At 58.7% G+C, this 20,452-nt stretch carries 21 protein-coding genes and 1 other RNA gene; 18 read left to right on the top strand and 4 right to left on the bottom strand.

Features of this window, described 5'->3' with window-relative positions; all coding sequences use genetic code 11:
- Window positions 1–170: 170 nt before the first annotated feature.
- Genes QP324_RS11360 through QP324_RS11340 form a run of 5 tightly spaced genes read left to right on the top strand, consistent with a single transcriptional unit; the run spans window position 171 to window position 4,510 of the window.
- Window positions 171–1,046, top strand: a complete 876-nt coding sequence (locus tag QP324_RS11360; RefSeq protein WP_049157735.1) for an ABC transporter substrate-binding protein — start codon at window positions 171–173, stop codon at window positions 1,044–1,046.
- Complete coding sequence (locus QP324_RS11355; RefSeq protein WP_239236406.1) at window positions 1,046–2,008, top strand: iron ABC transporter permease; 963 nt, start codon at window positions 1,046–1,048, stop codon at window positions 2,006–2,008. Before QP324_RS11360 ends, QP324_RS11355 begins: the two co-directional genes overlap by 1 nt.
- Window positions 1,998–2,981 (top strand): iron ABC transporter permease, encoded by a 984-nt coding sequence (locus tag QP324_RS11350; RefSeq protein ID WP_239236405.1) that lies wholly within the window; start codon window positions 1,998–2,000, stop codon window positions 2,979–2,981. Before QP324_RS11355 ends, QP324_RS11350 begins: the two co-directional genes overlap by 11 nt.
- A gap of 2 nt (window positions 2,982–2,983) precedes the next feature.
- Window positions 2,984–3,796 (top strand): ABC transporter ATP-binding protein, encoded by an 813-nt coding sequence (locus tag QP324_RS11345; protein WP_284816102.1) that lies wholly within the window; start codon window positions 2,984–2,986, stop codon window positions 3,794–3,796.
- A gap of 24 nt (window positions 3,797–3,820) precedes the next feature.
- Window positions 3,821–4,510 (top strand): kinesin, encoded by a 690-nt coding sequence (locus QP324_RS11340; protein WP_284816101.1) that lies wholly within the window; start codon window positions 3,821–3,823, stop codon window positions 4,508–4,510.
- Window positions 4,511–4,576: 66 nt separating this feature from the next.
- Here the strand turns inward: QP324_RS11340 and QP324_RS11335 are convergent, their stop codons facing one another.
- Window positions 4,577–5,020: a DUF1990 domain-containing protein gene (locus QP324_RS11335; protein WP_284816100.1), complete on the bottom strand. Its 444-nt coding sequence runs from the start codon at window positions 5,018–5,020 to the stop codon at window positions 4,577–4,579.
- Between the two features lie 149 nt (window positions 5,021–5,169).
- Between QP324_RS11335 and QP324_RS11330 the strand changes: the two genes are divergently transcribed.
- From QP324_RS11330 to feoB, 3 genes are all read left to right on the top strand, one after another.
- A complete protein-coding gene (locus tag QP324_RS11330) occupies window positions 5,170–6,258 on the top strand; it encodes a S1 family peptidase (protein WP_284816099.1) in 1,089 nt (362 codons plus the stop codon).
- A 262-nt stretch (window positions 6,259–6,520) separates the two neighbouring features.
- Window positions 6,521–6,766, top strand: a complete 246-nt coding sequence (locus tag QP324_RS11325; protein WP_225745784.1) for a FeoA domain-containing protein — start codon at window positions 6,521–6,523, stop codon at window positions 6,764–6,766.
- On the top strand, window positions 6,766–8,688 hold the full coding sequence (feoB, locus tag QP324_RS11320) for a ferrous iron transport protein B (protein ID WP_284816098.1): 1,923 nt from the start codon (window positions 6,766–6,768) through the stop codon (window positions 8,686–8,688). The genes QP324_RS11325 and feoB overlap by 1 nt, the downstream gene beginning before the upstream one ends.
- Before the next feature lie 253 nt (window positions 8,689–8,941).
- On the opposite strand, the gene hisN is transcribed toward feoB, so the two are convergent.
- Together hisN and QP324_RS11310 are read right to left on the bottom strand one after the other, a co-directional pair.
- Window positions 8,942–9,724: a histidinol-phosphatase gene (gene hisN, locus QP324_RS11315; protein WP_284816097.1), complete on the bottom strand. Its 783-nt coding sequence runs from the start codon at window positions 9,722–9,724 to the stop codon at window positions 8,942–8,944.
- Window positions 9,717–10,553, bottom strand: coding sequence for an inositol monophosphatase family protein (locus tag QP324_RS11310; protein ID WP_049378796.1), 837 nt, complete (start codon window positions 10,551–10,553; stop codon window positions 9,717–9,719). The genes hisN and QP324_RS11310 overlap by 8 nt, the downstream gene beginning before the upstream one ends.
- Window positions 10,554–10,613: 60 nt before the next feature.
- On the opposite strand from QP324_RS11310, the gene prfB reads away from it, so the two are divergent.
- Complete coding sequence (prfB, locus tag QP324_RS11305; protein WP_284816096.1) at window positions 10,614–11,717, top strand: peptide chain release factor 2; 1,104 nt, start codon at window positions 10,614–10,616, stop codon at window positions 11,715–11,717.
- An 83-nt stretch (window positions 11,718–11,800) separates the two neighbouring features.
- Here prfB and QP324_RS11300 read toward each other — a convergent pair whose 3' ends face one another.
- Complete coding sequence (locus QP324_RS11300; RefSeq protein ID WP_284816095.1) at window positions 11,801–13,420, bottom strand: AbgT family transporter; 1,620 nt, start codon at window positions 13,418–13,420, stop codon at window positions 11,801–11,803.
- 109 nt (window positions 13,421–13,529) lie between these two features.
- On the opposite strand from QP324_RS11300, the gene ftsE reads away from it, so the two are divergent.
- The 9 genes from ftsE (at window position 13,530) to QP324_RS11255 (ending at window position 20,363) form a co-directional block, all read left to right on the top strand.
- Window positions 13,530–14,219 carry a cell division ATP-binding protein FtsE gene (ftsE, locus tag QP324_RS11295; protein WP_284816094.1) on the top strand — a complete coding sequence of 230 codons (690 nt, stop codon included), beginning with the start codon at window positions 13,530–13,532 and terminating at the stop codon, window positions 14,217–14,219.
- Window positions 14,216–15,118 carry a permease-like cell division protein FtsX gene (ftsX, locus tag QP324_RS11290; protein WP_284816093.1) on the top strand — a complete coding sequence of 301 codons (903 nt, stop codon included), beginning with the start codon at window positions 14,216–14,218 and terminating at the stop codon, window positions 15,116–15,118. The genes ftsE and ftsX overlap by 4 nt, the downstream gene beginning before the upstream one ends.
- A gap of 44 nt (window positions 15,119–15,162) precedes the next feature.
- Window positions 15,163–15,666, top strand: a complete 504-nt coding sequence (gene smpB / locus QP324_RS11285; RefSeq protein ID WP_005322310.1) for an SsrA-binding protein SmpB — start codon at window positions 15,163–15,165, stop codon at window positions 15,664–15,666.
- On the top strand, window positions 15,659–16,015 hold the full coding sequence (locus tag QP324_RS11280) for a DUF488 domain-containing protein (RefSeq protein ID WP_284816092.1): 357 nt from the start codon (window positions 15,659–15,661) through the stop codon (window positions 16,013–16,015). The genes smpB and QP324_RS11280 overlap by 8 nt, the downstream gene beginning before the upstream one ends.
- Before the next feature lie 62 nt (window positions 16,016–16,077).
- Window positions 16,078–16,458: a transfer-messenger RNA gene (gene ssrA / locus QP324_RS11275) on the top strand.
- Between the two features lie 155 nt (window positions 16,459–16,613).
- Window positions 16,614–17,609: a siderophore ABC transporter substrate-binding protein gene (locus QP324_RS11270; protein ID WP_284768011.1), complete on the top strand. Its 996-nt coding sequence runs from the start codon at window positions 16,614–16,616 to the stop codon at window positions 17,607–17,609.
- A gap of 63 nt (window positions 17,610–17,672) precedes the next feature.
- Window positions 17,673–18,638 (top strand): ABC transporter permease, encoded by a 966-nt coding sequence (locus QP324_RS11265; protein ID WP_284766701.1) that lies wholly within the window; start codon window positions 17,673–17,675, stop codon window positions 18,636–18,638.
- Entirely contained in the window at window positions 18,628–19,611 is a 984-nt protein-coding gene (locus QP324_RS11260) for an iron chelate uptake ABC transporter family permease subunit (RefSeq protein WP_284766700.1), read from the top strand. Before QP324_RS11265 ends, QP324_RS11260 begins: the two co-directional genes overlap by 11 nt.
- A complete protein-coding gene (locus tag QP324_RS11255) occupies window positions 19,608–20,363 on the top strand; it encodes an ABC transporter ATP-binding protein (RefSeq protein ID WP_284816091.1) in 756 nt (251 codons plus the stop codon). Before QP324_RS11260 ends, QP324_RS11255 begins: the two co-directional genes overlap by 4 nt.
- The last annotated feature ends 89 nt before the right edge of the window (window positions 20,364–20,452 follow it).

The raw sequence follows: 20,452 nt of genomic DNA, 5'->3' as shown, positions 1-20,452 counted from the left end.
ACCTTATATCCGCCCGATTTACCCAGCCTGAGCAGCAAGATCGCTGTAACTCAGACACACTTTTTGCTACTTAACCCCGGAATCTAGTGAACGTGCGGCGACATGGTCTGTAGCGGGAAAGTAGCAATCAGGCTCTAGACAGCAAACCCTTACCTAGGTAAGGTAAGCCTATGCAAAAGAAAGACTTCATGAATGTGCGTGCAGTTATCGCACTCGTAGCCACTCTAGCCCTAGGCGCAGGCCTTGTTGCGTGTTCTTCTGATTCTTCTTCTAAGGAAGGAAACGGAGAAAAGAAGATCGAGCGAGTTGTGGCGCTTGATTGGCGCTACGAGGAAATTCTCAAGGCCCTCGATGTGGACCCAGTGGGAATCGTGGAAATCGGTAAGTCGGAGGCACCGACCACTTTGAAAGGGCAGCTGGGTCAGGCGACCTCTGTGGGCCAGGCCAAGCAGCCGAATCTAGAGGTTATCCAGTCCTTGGAGCCGGATCTGATCCTGGCTAGCCCTACCCGTCAAGCCGATATCATGCCGCAGTTGGAAGAGATTGGGCAGACCGAATCCTACCCAGATGAGACTTACTTGGACGTGCTGGACTCGATGGATGAGATCGCGGCCAAGCTAGGTAAAGAGGAAAAGGCCAAAGAAGTCCGTCAGCGCATCGAGGACAAGATTGCTCATACCAAGGATGCGGTAAAGCCGGGGAGCCGTGCGGTCGTGGCTGGCTGGTCCAGTGAGATGCTCTATACCTGGGTCAACCCTTCCTTCCCCCAGTCGCTACTAAGTGAGGTGGGCTATGACTATGCTTTCGAAGGTGAGAAGTCATCCATCGAATCTAAGACTGATGTAGCGGAACTGACCGGCGATAAGCTCCCTGGTATGAAGGCTGACCTAGTCTTTATGTACAAGGACGTCGATGCGTTTAAAAAGACGCCCTATGCCAAGGGTAGCGGCGACATCGTAGAGGTGGACCAAGATATCTGGTCGCGCGCCCGCGGGCCGCTTTCCGCCGAGCATATGCTCGATGACATCATCGCCGCTGAAGAGTAGTGGCACCTCGAACTAAAACCAGCGCCTGCCTGGTCCTTGCAACCGCTGCCGTCGCCTTCGTGTGGTGGTGGCGGCTTCGCCATGTTCAGGTGCCAGCTGATACCCCGTGGCTGGAAGAAGAGCTGCATAGCGTGGCCTTTGACCGTCTCCTTGCCACCACGGTCGTCGGTATCGCATTAGGGGTAGGCGGGTTATTGCTGCGGACGGCAACTGCGAATCCGCTAGCCGATCCGTCCATCACTGGTGTGAACTCCGGTGCGGCACTCGGCGCAGTCGCAACAGCAATGTTTATAGGAAGCGAAACCTCGAGTGTTGACCAGTTGCCCGGTGCGCTGTTGGGTGCGGGGATTGCTGTGGGGGTGACGGTGGGCGTCGGTAAGAGCGGTGCCATTCAGCGCATGGTGCTTGTTGGCGTTGCCGTTTCCGCGCTGTGTAGCGCCTTGACCTCCATTTTCTTGGTGATAGATGAAGCTCAACTGGCTACGGTGATGTCATGGCTTTCTGGTCGGCTTGCCGGTGTGCGCCTAAGCGGTATCATACCGGCGCTGATTGCCGTGCTGGTCGTGGTTCCCTTGACCTTAGTCGGTGCAAAAACGCTGGACTTGCTCGTAGCAGGCGATGCCGTGGCTGGTGCTGTCGGCGCGAAGCCGGAGCGCATTCGGTTGGCAGCCATTGTGGCGGCGGTAGTGCTTATTGCTCCGGCCGTAGCTGCAACTGGGCCGATTGGCTTCTTGGGGTTGATGGCCGCGGCCGTAGCGTGGCGGGTGTGCGGCTCACACCACCGCATGGGGCTGTGCGTGGCTGGAATTGTTGGAGCAGCGGTGCTTTTGGTGGCCGATTCGGTTGGCCAGGCAATCTGGGCGCCAGCCGAGACCCCAGTGGGCATCGTGACTTCTTTGGCTGGCATGCCATTAGTGTTGTGGGCCGTCCATGCGCTGGGGAGGAGGAAGCATGCGGCATAAGAGATTTGTTGGGGTGCTAGTAGGACTCATCCTGGCGTTGGCGTTGAGCGCAATCATCGGCATGGGCGTCGGTGCGGTGATGAAACCGCCGGGCGAGGTGATCACCGCCTTCGTTACCGGAGAGCCGCTCATCTGGAAGTACCGCGCCCCGCGGATCTTGGTGGGAATCTGCGCTGGTATTGCCATGGCCGTCTCTGGCTGTCTATTGCAGTCCGCGCTACGCAATCCTTTGGCCGCACCAGATACGGTGGGTATTACCTCCGGCGGCGGACTCGCGGCCGTTGCGGTACTCATGGGATCAGGCGCCCTGCCGGCCCACCTGCTGACTTTCATAGCCTTTATTGGCGCGTTGGCTGGAACTGGGCTGGTTCTTCTCCTCGCCGGACGCGGGGCAAGTGATCCGGTGCGCCTGCCGCTTACCGGGGTGGCGGTATCCTTTGGGCTGGGCGCCATCACCGAATTGCTCTTGGTGCGGGCCGCCCCAGAGGCAGGAGCGGCCATGACATGGTTGAAAGGTTCGCTTTACGCCCGCTCGCTTGGCGATGCCACCATTGTCGCCCCCTTTATCCTTCTCGCCCTAACCGTCTCGATGGTGGTGGCAAGACACCTGGATATGCTCGCGCTGGATGACTCGACCATGGCCGGCATCGGCGTGAGCACCAAGATGTTGCGCCTAATAGCAGTAGCATTAGCCGTCATCCTCGGCGCCGCGGGAGTCGCCGCGGCCGGGGTCTTGGGCTTCGCCGGACTCATCGTCCCACATGCTGCTCGCTTGGTTGTTGGCGCGAACCTGCGCCGGCAAATACCCGTGGCGGCCCTGGGCGGCGCGGTCCTTGTGACCGCATGCGATACGCTCGGTCGCTGGGCCTTCGCCCCCACGGAACTCCCCGTTGGCGCGCTCATCGCGCTGATCGGTGCACCGTATTTCATTTTCCTATTGACTCGGCTGACCCGAGTGCGAAACGGAGGCTAGACATGACCCTGACGTGTAGCGAATTAACCGTGGGCTACGGTGGCCCCGATGTGGTCAAGGATGTAAATCTTCACTTATCCAGTGGTCAAGTAACCGCTCTGATCGGGCCGAATGGCTGCGGCAAGTCGACGCTTCTCAAGACATTGGGCCGCCAGCTTACGCCCAGCGCAGGCGCGGTGTACCTCTCGGGCCAAAATATCAGCAAGTATTCCTCGCGTGCCTTTGCCCGTGAAGTTTCTTTTCTGCCACAACATCCCGTGGCTCCGGAAGGGGTATTAGTGCGTGACGTCATCGGTTACGGCCGCTATCCCTATACAGGGGCGCTAGCGACGATGCGGGCCGGAGATCATGCAGCGGTTGAGCGTGCTGCCTCGCGTGCTGGGGTGAGCGCGCTTCTCGACGCCCCCGCGGCAGATCTTTCCGGTGGTCAGCGCCAGCGCGTCTTCCTCGCCATGACCTTGGCCCAAGAAACACCAATTACCTTGCTTGATGAGCCAACTACTTACCTCGACCCCGCGCACCAATTGTCCATTTTGGATCTGATTCGAGACCTCAATGGCGCTGGGACCACAGTGGTCATGGTGGTCCACGATATGGTCCATGCCGCGCGTTATGCCGATCGAATCGTAGCCATGCGTGAGGGACGCATTGTGGCCGAAGGGGCCACCGAGGAGGTGATGACTGCTGAACTCGTACGCGAAACCTTCCATGTTGAGTGTTTAGAGATGACTGATCCCTCCACCGGTCGACGCTTTCCCATACCCATTTCCGTGCACGCTCCTGAATTTTCTGGAACCCTAGAAGGAAGAAGATAAATCTATTTAAAGGAGTACGTAGCAATGGCAAACGAACTAGGCCACGAAGTTGACCTGGATCGCAACGAATACAAGTACCTGGCATCTGAGGACACTGTGTCTTCGGCAGCTAACTCTGGCACCTCCGCTCGGTCCGGCGCGGCTGCAGCAGGTGCAGGGGTTGCAGCGGCAGGCGCCGCGGGCACAGCCGGCCTATCTACCGCCAGCAAGTACGAGCCGCAGAATCACGTCGTTGCTGGCGCCGACGAAGAGCATGTAGGCTCTGCCTCCGAGCAGCCGGACCTGCAGGAGAAGCTGGATGAGAACAACGCTGACTACGCGCCGAGCCAGCACATCGTAGGTGAGGCGCAGGAAGAGCACATTGGTTCCGCCCCGCAGCAGCCGGACCTGCAGGAGAAGCTGGACGAGGATAACTCGGACTATGCGCCGAGCCAGCACATCGTAGGCGAAGCAAACGAAGAGCGTGTTGCCACTGCGCCGAACCAGGACAACGTCAACGGTCAGCAGTCCTCTGAGCGCCTGGATCAGCTAAAGGGCAAGGCATCCGAGGCTGGTAGCGCCGTCGGCGATGCTTTCCAGCGCGCTAAGGGCTTCGTGGAGGACAAGGCACACGAGTACCAAGAAGAGTCCACGAAGAAGGGTGGCTTCTTTGACCGTGTCAAGGGCGCTGTCCGCGATGCTCGCGAGTCCATCGAGGACAAGCGCAAGAACTAACCAGGGCTGAGACTAAGCCGCTTTCCCGAGGTCGGGGAGGCGGCTTTTGTCGTATATACAATCCTGCTAATCGTCCAAAGCGTGAAGGTAGAGCCGCCTAATCAGTAGGCGCCTTGGCACATCCACGAGGGGGCGCAGGAAGGGGAGGAAGGGCTCGGAGGCGGCGTCGATAAGCAGCAGGGTGCGACCGTCGCGCAGGCGCTCAAGGGTAAAGGTTTCTACGCCGCGCTCGAGGTGTCCGGGAAGGGTGCCGTAGGTGAACCCGCAGCGGCCGTCTGCGTGGAAGACGTCGACCACGCGGCAGCGGAAATCCCACGGGCCGAGGCCCATGGTGACCTCCGCGCCGAGCTCTACCACCTCATGGGTGGGGCGCACGCGGAATAGCCCGCTGCGTTGGATTGTCCAACGGAAAAGCCGGTGTGCGGCGGTATCAAAATCAGCGTCGATGACTCGTGACATGTGCAGCTGCGGGAAGCCAGAGGTATCGGAATAAGACAGCGGTGTGACCATGCGCCCAATGATAGGGGAGGGGTGATTACCCCCGAATTCTGGAAGAAATATAACGGCTTGGACACAGTCACAGGAGTTTGCTGATTCCACAATTTTTTCGTGCCAGTATCGAGCTTGCACGATGTTGACAACTGAAAGTAGGTACCTTGATGCTTCGCATTCCGCACCTTAAGAAAGTCCTGGTGGGCTCGGCTTTCGCTGGTGCGTTTTTCCTGGGATCCCCGGCCGCAGGCGCCCAGGAATTGCCCCAACCGGTTTTCGATTCCGCAGGGATTATTGACCAGGTCCGAGATGGCCTGGCGGGGGTTGGTATCCAAACCCCGCAGGTGGATAAGAACGTCACCGACGCCGTGGATTCCTCTGTGCGCAACGCGCAGCAAGCCGTGCAGCACACGGTGCAGGAGGCGCAGTACGCGGAGCCGATGACCAACCCGAATCCCATCGGCCTAGCGGAGCAGGCCACCCAGCCGGAATTTAAACCTAAGGGCACCAATCCGAATTACAAGTGGAAAAATGATGGATTTTCCAAGGTAGCTGCGGGCAAGCCACAGGCTGACTACGTGCTGCACCGCGTGCCGGGCTCCTTCTTTGATGCCCCACGCATTCCAGAAGAATCTGTTGCAGCCATGAATGAGGGGGAGTCCCTCTATGGCCCAGGCACTCCGGTTTATGTCAATGAACAGATGATGTGCACGCTGACCGTGGCGGGCAACGATAATGCTGGCCGCAAGGTTGGGCTCACCGCCGCGCACTGCGGCAATGTGGGAGACCCTGTTACCTCCGCTGATTCTGAGCAAATCGGCCCTACCGGCACCGTAGTGTCTAAGAACGAGGACTTGGACTACGCCGTTATCGAGTTCGGCTCTAAGGCCAAGGTGTCCCGCTCCTACAATGGTGTGACCGTCAACGAGTTGGGCGGTGGCGTTAAGCCGGGGCAGCAGGTGTGCAAGCAGGGCGTTGCCACCGGAAAGACCTGCGGTGTGACCTATCAGCAGGCAAAGAAGATTCAGGTTAACCAAGTATGTGCCATGATGGGCGATTCCGGCGCTCCATTGTTGGTCAATGGCCGCCTAGTTGGCTCGATTACCGGTGGTTTCCTGCCGGTGAATTTCCCGTGCCGTACCCCATTGCAGGGGCCGGTCCATAACCCAACCGCCGCAACCACCATGGATGCAGTCCTGGAGGATATGAATCGCCGTGGCGGCGTGGGCGCTGGTTTCGCGCTACCGCAGGACTAACCTCGTCCCTGCTCTTTGCCCGCTCCCGATGTACTGGGAGCGGGCACTTTTATGTCTCTGTTTATTGCTGATAATCACAACTAATCGGCGCTTGTGTGAAACCCTTTTGCGGACTAAGGTTAGCCTTATCTAGAAGCTACTTAGGTGTGGCTAACAACACCGGCAGTAGCCGGTCAGAGAGAACCGAGGTAACCGCGCGATGTTTCAGCTGTCCTTGTCGTCCCGCACCCGTACCCACCAGACCTGCGAAAGGTCCGAATGTATGCGTGCCGATCAAGCCCCAGTGGACGCATTGGTAGAACTACCTGAATGCTGCCTGCGGCATGCGATTGAGTCGCAGCCGGCGTTGGCGCTGCGTATGCGTGAGCTGGGCTTCCGTCCAGGGGTGCGCGTGCAGATCGGACGCAAGGTGGCCGGCGGGGCGCGCCTGGTCACCGTGGGTACCGCCCGGTACGCGGTGGATGCAGCTACGCTCGGCCAGCTGGAAGTCATCCCGGTGGCGGCATAATGGCACGCAAAACCGCAGCGCCAAGCTGTCACTCCGCATCCTCCATGCGTATCGCCGCGGAGGGAACGCCTGTCCTCGCCTTGGTCGGGACTCCAAATTCCGGCAAATCTACCTTGTTCAACGCGTTGACCGGAGCGAAGGTCCAGACCGGCAACTGGCCGGGTACCTCCGTAGAAGTCAGCCGTGGTTTGTGGAATGCGCAGCCAGAGGCCTTCGACATCATCGATCTGCCCGGTGCTTATTCCTTGGATCCAATGAGTCCGGACGAGGAATTCACCCGAGATATGCTCGTTGAGTGCCCGCCGTGTGAGCGCCCAGATGTGGTTGTGGTGTTGGTGGATGCCACTGCGCCGGCGCGAGGGCTTAACCTCGCATTCCAAATTGCGGAATACCCGTATCGAGTGGTGGTGGGGGTGACCAAAGAGGACGTCGCCAAGCAGCAGGGCATTAGCATCGATACCTCCGCGCTATCGCGCGCCGTGGGCATGCCGGTGGTCAGCGTCAATGGTCGCCGCCGAGAAAACCTCGATGCGCTGGAGGGTGCCGTTGCAAAAGCAATGCAGACGGAGCCACAGACTATCCGGCCCAACGCCGATGTGGACCAACGCTTTGCGGATTTGGACGCCGCGGAAAAGGCTGCCGTTTCCAGGACGGACGTCGGCGAACCGCTTAGCCAGCGCGTGGACCGCGTGGTGCTGCACCCAGTGCTCGGCCCGATTCTATTTCTGGCGGTGATGTGGGCGGTCTTCTTTATTACCACTACGGTTGCGGGACCGCTGCAGGACGGCCTGGAGGCACTGATCGCCGGTCCCGTCTCTGATGCCGTGCGCAGCCTCCTCCCAGACCACTGGTTGCTCTCGGGATTGCTGGTAGATGGCCTTATCGGTGGTGTGGGCATGGTGCTGACCTTTGCCCCGCTGCTGGCCCTGATGTTCCTGTGTCTAGCCGTGCTGGAGGATTCCGGTTATATGGCGCGCGCGGCGGTGGTCACTGACCGAGTTATGCGCGCCATTGGCCTACCGGGCAAGGCCTTTATCCCCATCGTGGTGGGCTATGGCTGCAATGTTCCGGCGATTTCGGCGACGCGCGTGCTTGGCGACGTCCGCCATCGCATCCTTACCTGCCTCCTTATTCCTTTCACTTCCTGTTCGGCCCGTCTCATCGTGTTCATGATGCTGGCGCAGGTGTTTTTCCCCGCTCATGCTGGTTCCGCGGTATTCGGCATGTACGTGCTGTCTATCGCGCTGGTGGTGTTGGTAGGCCTCGCCTTGCGCCGCACGGTGTGGCGCGCCATGCCGGCCGAAGCCTTAGTTATCGATCTTCCGGCCTATCAGCTGCCCACCTTTGGCCTCACCCTGTCGGTGATGTGGGTGCGTCTGAAAGGCTTCTTGCATACCGCCGGCGGCATCATCGTCGCCACCGTGGTGGTCATCTGGTTGCTCATGTCCATCCCGGTAACCGGTGGGCACTCTTTCAACGAGGGTGCGGTACCGCCGGAGGATTCCGCCTATGGCGCGGTCTCAAAGGTGATGTCCCCGGTCTTTGCCCCGGCTGGCTTTGATTCTTGGTCTCTGACAGGCCCGTTGGTCACCGGATTCGTGGCCAAGGAGACTCTCATTTCTACTTGGGCTCAGACGTATGCGGTAGAAGACGTCACTGATGATGCCCCAGAAGAGCAGGCCGAATCTCCGCTGGCCAGCCACATTCGCGCTGATTTTGATGCGGCCTCTGGCGGGCATGGGCTAGCGGCAGTATGGGCGTACATGGTATTCCTGCTGGCCTATACCCCGTGCGTGGCCACGGTGGCCGCGCAGCGGCGAGAAATAGGTTGGAAGTGGACGCTTATCGGTTTCGCCCTTCAGCTCGCCACCGCCTGGATTCTTGCGGTGGGCGTATTCCAGGTCCTCAAGGTCTTCCTATGAGCCCCACGGAGAAGGTTAAGGAGGCCATTAAACAGGGAAAATCCAACTCGGTCGAGATTGCAAAAGCTACTGGGTTAGGGCAGGGTACCGTGGAAATTATCCTCGCCCATCTCGAGCGCAGTGCGGAGCTGGTGCGCGAATCGCTCACCTCGTGCCCCACGGGCGGCTGCGGCAGTTGCGCGCAGGCGGGTGGGTGTTCCGGAGCGGCGGCGAAGCGCCGCGGTCCGGTGTTACTTCAGCTGCGGAGACATTCCTAGCCTTGCAGCGCGGCTAGGGCGTGCTTGTGGAGCAGGCCGTTGGAGGCGACGCCGGATCCACCGTGCGGGCCGGGGTTTCCGTCCAGATCCGTGAAAGTGCCGCCGGCCTCGGTCACGATGAGGGAGGGCGCGGCGAGGTCCCACAAGGACACCTCGGGTTCGGCGGCGATGTCTACCGCGCCTTCGGCCACGAGGCAGTAGGACCAGAAATCACCATAGCCGCGCAGGCGCCAGGTCTTATCCGTGAGTGCGAGGAACTGATCGCGCAGGCCGCGCTCGGCCCATCCGGTTAGCGAGCTCATGGCCAGCGAAGAATCGGCGAGCTTTTCCACGTGGGATACGCCCAAGCGCTTCGGCTCGCCGCCGAAAACGCGGAAGGCGCCAGCGCCTTTGGCCGCGTACCAGCGGCGGCGCAGGGCGGGTGCGGAAACTACCGATACCACCGGTTCGCCATCTTCCAAAAGGGAGATGAGCGTGGCCCATACGGGGACGCCACGCACGAAGTTCTTGGTGCCGTCGATGGGATCGATGACCCACTGGCGGCCCTTATAGCAGGCCTCGCCGCCGTATTCCTCACCCAGCACTTCATCGCGCGGGCGGGAGCGCTTGAGGGATGCGCGGATTTGCTTCTCACAGGTGAGGTCCGCATCCGATACGGGGGACATATCTGGCTTTTCCTTGACGGAGAGGTCCGAGGCCTCGAAACGATGCATGGTCACTACATCGGCATGGCCCGCCAGCTCGAGCGCGAGGCCCAAGTCTTCTTTGAACTTACCCACGGAGCCAATCCTCCATCTGATCCACTACCTGTTTATTGCCAGCGAGGCACCATTCGACGCCGCCGGCTTCTACCTTGCGGGCAGCACCACCGGCTGCCTCCACGAGGGCTTTGCCGGGGAACCAATCCCAATCCGCCACCGAATGCTGCATCCATGCGCCCCATGTGCCATCGGCCACGGAGGACAGGTCAACAGAACCAGCACCGAGCATACGGACTGTAGCAAAGTTTTCCGCCACGCGCTGCCATGCCCCGCGGATATCCTCATCCGCCAGCGAGGTTGGGTGCAGATACGTGGATAGTGAAATCTGCTCGGCCGGCTTCTCCTGCAGGCGAGCTACTTCCTTGCCGTCGAGGGAAGTGGGGTAGTCCCGGCCACCGAACCAGGTATAACCCATGGCGGGGCGGTGGACGGCGCCGAGGGTGATCCCCGTGGCGTCGGTAAGCGCCAAGGCAGAGCACCAATAATCGGAACCGGAAGAGAAATTGTAGGTGCCATCGACCGGGTCGATGACCCAGGTGCGCCCAGACTGGGACTCGCGGGCCGCACCCTCTTCGCCGAGGATGCCGTCTTCCGGGCGCACGGCTTCGAGCACGCCCGCGACGAAGCGCTCGGCCGCCCTGTCCGCATCCGTAACAACGTCCGAGATAGAAGTCTTGTGCTCTACGTCGACGCCCATCTCGCGCAAGCGCCAGGCCAGGCGGCCGGCGTTATAGACAAGGGCCTGCGCTAGGTGCGCATCCCCGTCATCCGCGTGCGCGACAATGAAGGTCTTGATGACCGCATCGATCATCTCCTGCAAGCTCGGCTTTTGATCCATGCCCACCATTGTCACCCTAAACGCGGCCGATGGCTAATTATGCCGGCCGGGTGGGTAGGATTGGGGCCTATGCGTCCCGAAGTAACAGCACGGCTCAAGCAATTGGAAACCACCCTGACCACCATTGAGAAGGTCATGGACCCGGAGGCTTTGGCTGCCCGCATTCGGGAACTAGAGGCCCAGGCCGGCGACCCGTCCTTGTGGGACGACCCCGCCCACGCGCAACAGGTCACCTCCGAGCTTTCTGCAGCGCAGGCTAAGGTCCGCAAGCTGGAATCCCTGCGCGGGCGCCTAGAGGACATGCCCGTGATGTACGAACTCGCGGAAGAAGAGGGGGATACCTCCCTGGCGGATGATGAGCTCGATTCCCTGGAATCTGCTATCGAATCGCTGGAGGTCACCACCATGCTTTCTGGTGAGTATGACCCGCGCGAGGCGGTTATTAATATCCGCTCCGGCGCCGGCGGTGTGGACGCGGCCGACTGGGCCGAAATGCTCATGCGCATGTACACGCGGTGGGCGGAAAAACACGGCCACAAGGTCGACGTCTATGACATCTCCTATGCGGAGGAGGCCGGTATCAAATCTGCAACCTTCGTCGTCCACGGTGAATACATGTACGGTCAGCTCTCCGTGGAGCAGGGTGCGCACCGCCTAGTGCGCATCTCGCCCTTTGATAACCAAGGGCGGCGCCAGACCTCCTTCGCAGAGGTAGAGGTGCTTCCGGTGGTGGAGCAGACTGACTCGATTGAGGTGCCGGATTCAGAGGTGCGCGTCGATGTCTATCGTTCTTCTGGTCCGGGCGGCCAGTCCGTCAATACCACCGACTCGGCGGTGCGCCTGACCCACATTCCCACCGGCATTGTGGTGACCTGCCAGAACGAAAAGTCGCAGATTCAAAATAAGGCCTCGGCCATGCGCGTGCTGCAGGCGAAGCTGCTGGAGCACAAGCGCCAGGAGGAACAAGCCGAGCTCGATGCGTTGGGCGCCGGTGGCAACGCCTCTTGGGGCAATCAGATGCGCTCGTACGTGCTGCACCCGTATCAGATGGTCAAAGACTTGCGCACCAATTTTGAGGTGGGTGATCCCTCCAAGGTGCTCGATGGCGATATCGATGGATTCCTTGAATCCGGTATCCGCTGGCGCATGCAGCAACAAGAAGACCAAGACTAGGTCCATACTGATCGGGCTGAATTGAACGCGAAAAGGCCGAACTGAGGGGAGAAAATCCTCAGTTCGGCCTGATCTCTATGGACCTAACCCGCGTAGTCCATCGGTGCACCTGGTCCCAGCGGGATGCCGATGAGATACCAGATGACGAAGAAGGCGAACCAGCCCACCAACATGGACAGCGAGTAAGGCAGCGCCAGCGACATCAAAGTACCCACGCCTGCTGGCTTGTAATAGCGCTGCAGGAAGGTCAACGCCAAGGCGAAGTAGGGCGACATTGGGGTGATGATATTCGTCGGGGAGTCACCGATACGGAAGAGCATCTGGGAGACCTCCGGCGAGACGCCCACATACATCATCATCGGCACGATGACCGGGGCCATCAGGGCCCACTGGGCGGAACCGGAGGTGATGAAGAGGTTGAGCAGTGCAACCATGGCCACCAATGCCGCAAACATGACTAGCGGCGGCAGGGACCAGTGTTGGAGCAGCTCGGAGCCCTTGATGGCGGTCCATACGCCGAGGTTGGACCACTCGAACCAGGCCAGGAACTGGGCGACGGCGAAGAAGAGGACCAGCATGGGAACGAGGGTCTCGATGCCCTTGGCCATGAATTCGGGGACATCGGCAAAAGACTTCACGGTGCCTGCCGCCAGGCCGTAGACAATGCCGCACACCAAGAAAGCCAGGGCAATCGGCACCGCGATGGCGCTAATCAGAGGCGATTCCATGAAGCTATCCCCTTGGCTCGCCAGCGGGGAGCCAGGAATAAATAGCAAGGCAAAGAAGGCGGCAAGGAAGAGCACGAGCGCGATGCCGGAAGCGATCAGGCCACGCTGCTCGTTGGGCTTGATGCGCATTGCCTCTTCATCATCGGTGAAGTCGTACTCCTCATCCTCTTCTGTGTCCGCGGTGGCCCCACCGGCGGCCTTGGAAAAAGACACCTCTTCATAATTAATGTGGTCGTGGTCCACGAGCTCGCGGGCCTTTTTGACCATGAGGAATTCCGTGACCGCGGTAATGATGAGGGAGAGCACCACTGCGGATGGGATGACAAAGAAGATATTGGCCAGCGGGCTGACCTCATATTCTGGGTCCACAAACTGTGCGGCCGGGGTAGAAATTCCCGCCAGCAGGAGGTCGGTGATATTGAGAATCAGCGAGGCATTGAAGCCGGCAGACGATGCTGCGAAGGCCACCATCGCGCCGACGATGGGGGAGCGGCCCACGGCGTGGAAGGCCATGGCGCCCAGCGGGATCAGGATGACGTAGATGGCGTCAGAGGCCACGGAGCCGGTCACGCCGGCCAGCGCCACCACGAAGGTCAGCATTTTCGCACTAACCTTGGTCACCATCGCGCGCACCAACGCGGAAAGCAGGCCAGACTGCTCCGCCACAGCCACGCCGAGCATCACAGCAAGGATGACGCCGAGCGGTGGGAAGCTGGTGAAGTTCTCCACTGCATCAGTAACCATGCGCGAGATATTCTCGGTGGTCAGCAGGGATTCCACTTCGATGGTGTCGCCAGTTTTGGGATCCTCTGCGGTCATGCCGACGAGGTGTCCTAGCCAAGAGGTCACAGCGACGATGGCTGCGAGGATGACGAAGAGCCAGAATGGATCCGGTAGCTTATTGCCAATCTTTTCTACAGTGCCCAGGAAGCCGCTTGCAGAACGTGGTTTTTCTTTAGTTTCGGTTTCGGCCATTGTATCGGCACTTTCTGTCGATTGGGTCGGAACAAATTAGTGTCTTAGACCACATTACTTAAATACAGTTCACAGCGTGGTGTCAACTTTAGTTGCTACAGTGATTCGCGTGATTAGATTCGACAACGTGACTAAGGCTTACTCCGCCGAGTCTCGCCCAGCGCTCGACGGGGTGTCCTTCGAGATTGCGGATGGCGAATTCGCCTTCCTCATCGGCCCGTCCGGCTCGGGTAAGTCCACTTTCTTGGAGCTCATGGTGCGCTATAGCAACGTGACCAAGGGCGATATTTATTTCGATGATTTCCACGTCAATGAGCTTTCAGGCAAGCAGATCAACGCGCTGCGCCAGTCCATTGGTTATGTGTTCCAGGACTTTCGCCTGCTTCCCAAGCTGACGGTATATCAAAACGTGGCCTTTGCGCTCGAGGTCATTGGCAAGAGCAAGTACCGCATCTCCACCTCGGTCCCGCAGGTCTTGGATCTGGTGGGCCTAGAGGATCGCCGCGATGCTTATCCGCACGAGCTTTCCGGTGGCGAGAAGCAGCGCGTGGCCATTGCGCGTGCGGTGGTCAATCGGCCGAAGCTTCTGCTTGCCGACGAACCCACGGGCAACCTCGATCCCTCCACCGCCGACGAGATCATGGACTTACTGTTGGGCATCAACCGCCGTGGCACCACCGTGGTCATGTCCACCCACAACGCTCGCGCCGTCAATAGGGCACGCAAGCGTGTCCTGGAGCTGCGCAATGGAGTCCTCGTGCGCGATGAGCACGAGGCGATGTACGAGGGGGAAGCATGAAGCTAGGTTTTATTTTCCGCGAGGCCACCAAGGGTCTTGGCCGCAACCTGACCATGACCATCGCCATGATCATCACCACCGCTATTGCCGTAGGCCTCGTTGTCGCCGGCATCATGGTGACCAACCTGACCAAGGACACGAAGGAGATCTATCTCGACCGCGTTGAGGTCATGGTCCAGCTCAACGAGGACATTTCCGCCGGCGACCCGGATTGCGCAGCTCCTGCCTGCGCGGATCTCAAGAAGCAGCTCGACGCGGATGATTCCGTCGAGTCCGTGGAGTACCGCAACCGCGCGGAATCCTATGAGCGGTTCAAGGAGCTTTTCCAAGACACCGATCCCATCATGGTGGAACAAACCTCGCCCGACGCACTGCCGGCAGCGTTCCACGTGCGCCTGAAGGATCCAGAAGACGCTTCTGCGATCGATGCGATTAGGGATAATCCGGCGGTAGAGGACGTCGTCGACCAGCAGCAAGAAGTGCGTGATGCCGCAAGCAACCTGGACTCTATCCGCAATGCCACCTTTGTGCTGGCCATCGTGATGTCCGTGGCGGCCATCTTCTTGGTGGCTAATATGGTGCAGATCGCCGCGTTCCACCGCACCCGTGAAACGGAAATCATGCGCATGGTGGGCGCGAGCCGGTGGATGACGCAAGCGCCGTTCGTACTGGAAGCAGTGCTGGCCTCGCTCATCGGCGTGGTCTTGGGTGGTGCCGGAATCTTCCTGGGCAAATCCCAAGTGGTGGACCCATCCCTGCAAGGCCTGTATGAATCCCAGCTGCTTGCCCCCATGAAATCCGGCGACCTCTGGATTGCCCTGCCTCTCGTGGGCTTGCTGGCGTTGGTGGTCACCGCCGTCACGGCACATATCACCCTGCGGTCCTATGTGCGCAAATAGCCCGTTTGCTGGGGCAGCCAAAAGGGCACTACACTGCCATAATTATGGCTAAGAAGGGCAAGAAGAATAAGAAGGCGGCGTCCGGCGAAGCAACGCTCGCTACCAACCGCCGGGCCCGGCATGATTACAAGATCCTCGAGGAATACGAGTGTGGCATCGTCCTGCTCGGCACCGAGATCAAATCCCTGCGGGAGGGAAAAATCTCGCTCAATGATGCCTTCGCCACTATCGACGATGGCGAGGTGTACCTGCGTAACCTGCACATTCCGGAATACTCCATGGGCTCGTGGACGAATCACAGCCCGCGGCGCACCCGCAAGCTTTTGCTGCACCGCCGCGAAATCGACAAGCTCTACGGTCAGGTGCGCAACGGCAATAAGACCTTGGTCCCGCTCAAGGTCTACCTCAAGAATGGCTACGCCAAGCTTTCGCTCGCGCTGGCCCAAGGTAAGCAGGACTATGACAAGCGCGAGGATATTAAGCGTCGCGACCAAGACCGCGAAATTTCCCGCGAGCTCGGCCGCCGCGTGAAGGGAATCAATGTTTAAGACGGCAAAGGTTCATGACGTAGTCAAGGGCGAGGACACCGTCCATGGCACTGGGGTGCTGGTGGATCGGATGTGGCCCCGGGGTGTCGCCAAGAGTGACGTGGCCTACGACGAGTGGTTCAAGGACGTCGCGCCGAGCCCCGAGCTGCGCAAGTGGTGGAACCACGACGAGGATAGCTTCGACGAGTTTGCCCGCCGCTACAAGGCCGAGCTCGATGACAACGATTCCGACGAGCTTGCCCAATTGCGTGCGCTTTCCGACGCCACCCTCCTCTTCGCCGCATCCAGCCGCGAGATCAACCATGCGGTCGTCCTCAAGGAGTGGTTAGAGGAGCACTTGAGGAAATAAAAGCGGGTGGGGTAGTGTTGAACGAACCGTAGGGAAGATGCACTATCCCGTCCCTACAGCATGGGGTTGATTTGGTTTCGACTTCGTGCACTGCGCCAGGGGAAGCGTGCCGGTGCAGGCTAACGACCACCGTATAAGCGTCGTAGCAACCAATAAACGCAGAGAAGAACTCTCAGCGTGACTACGCCCTCGCTGCCTAATTACAGCGACGCGTGTCTGTCAGCCTAGGTTTCGTTCCTGACCTAGATCCTGGCATCGACTAAGGAACTAGCCGGCTGGCCGGGTCATCAGGGCCAGTCGGGACTCTTACTGGTGACTGGGCCCATCATCCGGACGTGTTCGCCCGATCCGGAGGGCCGAGCAGAGATTCTGTGCGGACTGCGCACGGAGAAGCCCTGGCAAGGTGACGAAGGACCCGGGTTCAATTCCCGGCAGCTCCACCGATAGGCCCCCGAGACATCGGGGGCCTTTTCTCGTTTTCCCTTTCTTACAGCCCCCTCTCGCCACCCGGTGGGGGTAAGGGTACCCTAAACCTTGAAATATAAGGGCAACCTAAGTTAGGTTAGGCTGGTATTTGTTTCCCGTCCATAAGGAATTCATCGTGAAGAATATTCATCGCTCTCTTGTTGCTGCGGTTATCGCCGCTTCTTTGGCAGTGACTGCCTGCAGTCCCGCGGAAGATGGAGCAGTGGGGGAGGAAAAGGGGGCGTCGGCAAGCGCGCTCACGCTGCAGGACAATAACGGGGAACAGGAACTTCATCCTCCGTATGAGCGTGTAGCTGTAACTGATAACCGCGCCTTTGAGATCCTGTCTGATTGGGGTGTCAATATCGTGGCGGCTCCCCTCGACCTGGTGCCGGATACCCTTTCCAAAGACATCAATGAGGACAGCGTAGAAGCTAACCTGGGCTCCCACCGCGAACCAGACTTGGAAGCATTGGTGGCTGCAGAGCCAGATATTGTGGTTAACGGTCAGCGCTTCAGCCAGTATCAAGATGATCTGGAATCCCTCGTTGATGGAACCCCAGTGGTGGACTTCACCCCACGGGACGGCGAGGATATGGCGAAAGAGCTAATCCGCCAGACAGAGGCGATGGGCAAAGTTTTTGGACACGAGGAGGACGCCAAAGCCCTGGTCGATGACTTCAATGCTGCCTTGGAACGCGCCAAAAAGGCCTATGATCCGAACAAGAAGATCATGGCAGTAAATACCTCTGGCGGGGAGATTAACTACATTGCCCCAGGTAAGGGACGCTTCTATGGGCCACTCTTTGATCTAATCGGTATGACCCCAGCGCTCGAGGTAGACAATGCCAGCGATGACCACGAGGGTGACGATATTTCGGTGGAGGCGATCGCCAAATCCAACCCGGACTATATCCTCGTCATGGATCGCGATGGCGCCATAGCCAAGGATGAAGAAGGATATACCCCAGGTCAAAAGCTTGTAGAAGACTCCTCCGCGCTGAAGAACGTGACCGCGGTCAAAGAAGGCCACATCGTTACCGCTCCGCAGGACACCTACACCAACGAAAACATCATCACCTACACGGAAACGCTGAATGCGATGGCGGAGGCCTTCGAAAAGAATTAGCCAGCGCGCACGCCAAGGCCGGAGGGGAGGGGCCCTCCGGCCTTTGTCTGCTAGAGGAGAAAGATGGAAACTACCACGCGTCCTACGCTGTGGGATTGGAAGCTCGGCCTTGCAGTGCTGAGTGTTTGTGCCCTGCTCGCTGCCTCCTTGTTATTGGGGCAGTACGACGTCTTCGGCGCCGAGGACGGTGCAGCCATGTTCGGCATCACTCGGCTTCCGCGAACCATAGCGCTCGTTCTCGCTGGTGCCGCAATGGCCATGAGCGGGCTGGTCATGCAATTGTTGACCCAGAATCGCTTTGTAGAACCTTCTACCACGGGAACCACTGAGTGGGCGGGCCTTGGCCTGCTCTTCGTCTTGTGGATCGCTCCGACCGCGTCAATTCTGGTCAAGATGATGGGAGCCGTAGCCTTTTCTTTCATCGGCACCATTGTGTTCTTCCTCTTTCTGCGCCGCGTGACCTTGCGCTCCTCGCTCATCGTGCCCATCGTCGGCATCATGGTGGGAGCTGTGATTTCTGCAGTCTCCAGCTTCTTTGCCCTGCAGGCCGATATGCTGCAGCAGCTGGGAATTTGGTTTATGGGCTCTTTTACCTCTGTGTACAAGGGGCAATATGAAGTTCTCTGGCTGGTGTTAGTGGTCCTTGCCGCCGTATTTATTTATGCCGACCGGCTTACGGTTATTGGCTTGGGTGAAGATATCGCCACCAACATTGGGCTCAACTACAACCGCATGCTCTTGCTGGGCACGAGCTTGATTGCCGTGGCCACCGGTGTTGTCACTGTCGTCGTTGGCTCTTTGCCATTCTTGGGGCTCATCGTGCCTAATGCGGTGTCGATGGTGCGTGGGGATGACCTGCGCTCTAACCTGCCGTGGGTCTGCCTCTTGGGCATAGGCATCGTGACCGTGTGCGACTTAGTAGGCCGCATCATTATCGCACCGTTTGAGATGCCAGTTTCAGTGATTCTTGGGGTGCTGGGTGCAGCTGTTTTCATCGTGATGATCGTGAGGTCCACTCGTGCACGCTAAGCTTTCGCGGAAAAGGTATTGGCTCACTCTAGCCTGCGTATGGGCGCTGGCCTTGGCCTTTGCCTTCGCCTGGTTGGCATACGACAATCCGATGCAGTTCGGATCGCGCAAATTCTGGCTCATTGCGCAACGCCGTGCGGACGCGCTCATCGCTATGGCAATTGTGGCGGTGTGCCAGGCGATGGCTACGGTGGCTTTTCACACTGTGACGAATAACCGGATTCTTACCCCATCCATCATGGGCTTTGAGTCATTGTATGTAGCGATCAATACTGCGACCATCTTCTTCCTTGGAGCAGCAGGGCTTAACGACGCCCGCACACTCCCCACATTCCTATTCCAAATGGCGCTCATGGTGGGGCTGTCCTTGGTGCTGTACTCGTGGCTACTGACCAATAACACGCACAATATGCACGCCATGCTGCTGGTCGGTGTGGTTATCGGTGGAGGCTTGGGCTCCCTATCTACGTTTATGCAGCGAATTCTTACGCCGAGCGAGTTTGACGTGCTCACCGCGCGCCTATTCGGCTCCATCAACAACGCGGAATCAGACTACTATCCCATCGTCATTCCCATCGTTGCGATCGTGGCAACGCTCTTGCTACTCAATGCGCGTACCTTGAACGCGATTTCCCTAGGCAACGATGTCAGTACGAATTTGGGAGTAAACCACAAAGGCCATGCAATCTATACCTTGATTTTGGTGTCCCTCTTGATGGCCACGACAACCGCCTTGGTAGGACCCATGACCTTCCTGGGATTTTTGGTTGCCACGTTGGCTTATCAGTTCACCGATACCTATGACCACCGTTTCATTTTCCCGATGGCCATTGGCCTGGCTTTCTTGCTGCTTACCGCCGCCTACTTCCTTATGCGGCACGTGTTCGACGCTCAAGGCGTGGTGTCCATCATCATTGAGCTCGTGGGCGGCTGTGCATTTCTCTTTATCATCTTGCGAAAGGGGCGACTGTGATCGAAGTAAAGAACGTATCCAAACGCTACTCTGGGGAAGTGGCTATTGGTCCGCTCAACCTGCGGATCCCGAAAGGCGGAATTACCGCCTTGATTGGCCCCAATGGAGCTGGCAAATCCACCATGCTCACCATGATTGGCCGTCTATTGGACATGGACGAGGGCACGATCGAAGTCGCCGGACAGGACGTCCAATCCACGAAATCCGCGGAGTTAGCAAAAGTGGTGTCCATTCTGCGGCAAGAAAATCACTTCGTCACCAAGCTGACTGTGCGGCAATTGATTGGCTTTGGCCGCTTTCCCTACACCAAAGGTCGACTAACGCCGCATGACGAGGAAGTAATTTCCACATACATAGCTTTCTTCCACCTAGAAGAATTGCAGCACCGGTATCTTGATGAGCTTTCAGGAGGCCAACGTCAGCGTGCGTATGTAGCGATGGTCCTGTGCCAAGAGACGGAATACGTCCTATTAGACGAGCCGCTCAACAATCTGGATATTGCTCATTCTGTAGAGATGATGCGACATCTCAAAGACGCTGCGCAATCTCTTGGGCGGACCATTGTTGTGGTGCTGCATGACATAAACTTCGCAGCCCGGTATGCCGACTACATCTGTGCGTGCAAAGAAGGCCGCATCGTTGAATTTGGATCAGTGGATGACATCATCCGCGATGACATTTTGACGTCCATCTTCAACACCCCGGTCCGAGTCATCGATGGTCCAGACGGAAAGATTGCTTGCTATCACTAGAAGAACCTGGGTTGTCCTGCGGGTTTGTGTTGTGTGGTTGTGGTGGACTACATTAATCCGAGTCGCCGCGAGGTAGCCGGGAGGTTACT

It is taken from the genome of Corynebacterium sp. UMB0012 (assembly GCF_030216265.1).
In the GTDB taxonomy this organism is placed as follows: Bacteria; Actinomycetota; Actinomycetes; order Mycobacteriales; family Mycobacteriaceae; genus Corynebacterium.
Note: the sequence above shows the minus strand (reverse complement) of the source record. Positions and strands in the feature narration are given on the sequence as shown.

Coding starts and splice junctions, on each gene's coding strand:
- QP324_RS11340 (WP_284816101.1), top strand. CDS start 3,821: ATGGCAAACGAACTAGGCCACGAAGTTGACCTGGATCGCAACGAATAC.
- QP324_RS11265 (WP_284766701.1), top strand. CDS start 17,673: ATGGAAACTACCACGCGTCCTACGCTGTGGGATTGGAAGCTCGGCCTT.
- feoB (WP_284816098.1), top strand. CDS start 6,766: ATGGCACGCAAAACCGCAGCGCCAAGCTGTCACTCCGCATCCTCCATG.
- ftsX (WP_284816093.1), top strand. CDS start 14,216: ATGAAGCTAGGTTTTATTTTCCGCGAGGCCACCAAGGGTCTTGGCCGC.
- QP324_RS11350 (WP_239236405.1), top strand. CDS start 1,998: ATGCGGCATAAGAGATTTGTTGGGGTGCTAGTAGGACTCATCCTGGCG.
- QP324_RS11310 (WP_049378796.1), bottom strand. CDS start 10,553: ATGGTGGGCATGGATCAAAAGCCGAGCTTGCAGGAGATGATCGATGCG.
- QP324_RS11360 (WP_049157735.1), top strand. CDS start 171: ATGCAAAAGAAAGACTTCATGAATGTGCGTGCAGTTATCGCACTCGTA.
- QP324_RS11280 (WP_284816092.1), top strand. CDS start 15,659: ATGTTTAAGACGGCAAAGGTTCATGACGTAGTCAAGGGCGAGGACACC.
- smpB (WP_005322310.1), top strand. CDS start 15,163: ATGGCTAAGAAGGGCAAGAAGAATAAGAAGGCGGCGTCCGGCGAAGCA.
- prfB (WP_284816096.1), top strand. CDS start 10,614: ATGCGTCCCGAAGTAACAGCACGGCTCAAGCAATTGGAAACCACCCTG.
- QP324_RS11300 (WP_284816095.1), bottom strand. CDS start 13,420: ATGGCCGAAACCGAAACTAAAGAAAAACCACGTTCTGCAAGCGGCTTC.
- QP324_RS11330 (WP_284816099.1), top strand. CDS start 5,170: ATGCTTCGCATTCCGCACCTTAAGAAAGTCCTGGTGGGCTCGGCTTTC.
- QP324_RS11335 (WP_284816100.1), bottom strand. CDS start 5,020: ATGGTCACACCGCTGTCTTATTCCGATACCTCTGGCTTCCCGCAGCTG.
- QP324_RS11345 (WP_284816102.1), top strand. CDS start 2,984: ATGACCCTGACGTGTAGCGAATTAACCGTGGGCTACGGTGGCCCCGAT.
- QP324_RS11325 (WP_225745784.1), top strand. CDS start 6,521: ATGCGTGCCGATCAAGCCCCAGTGGACGCATTGGTAGAACTACCTGAA.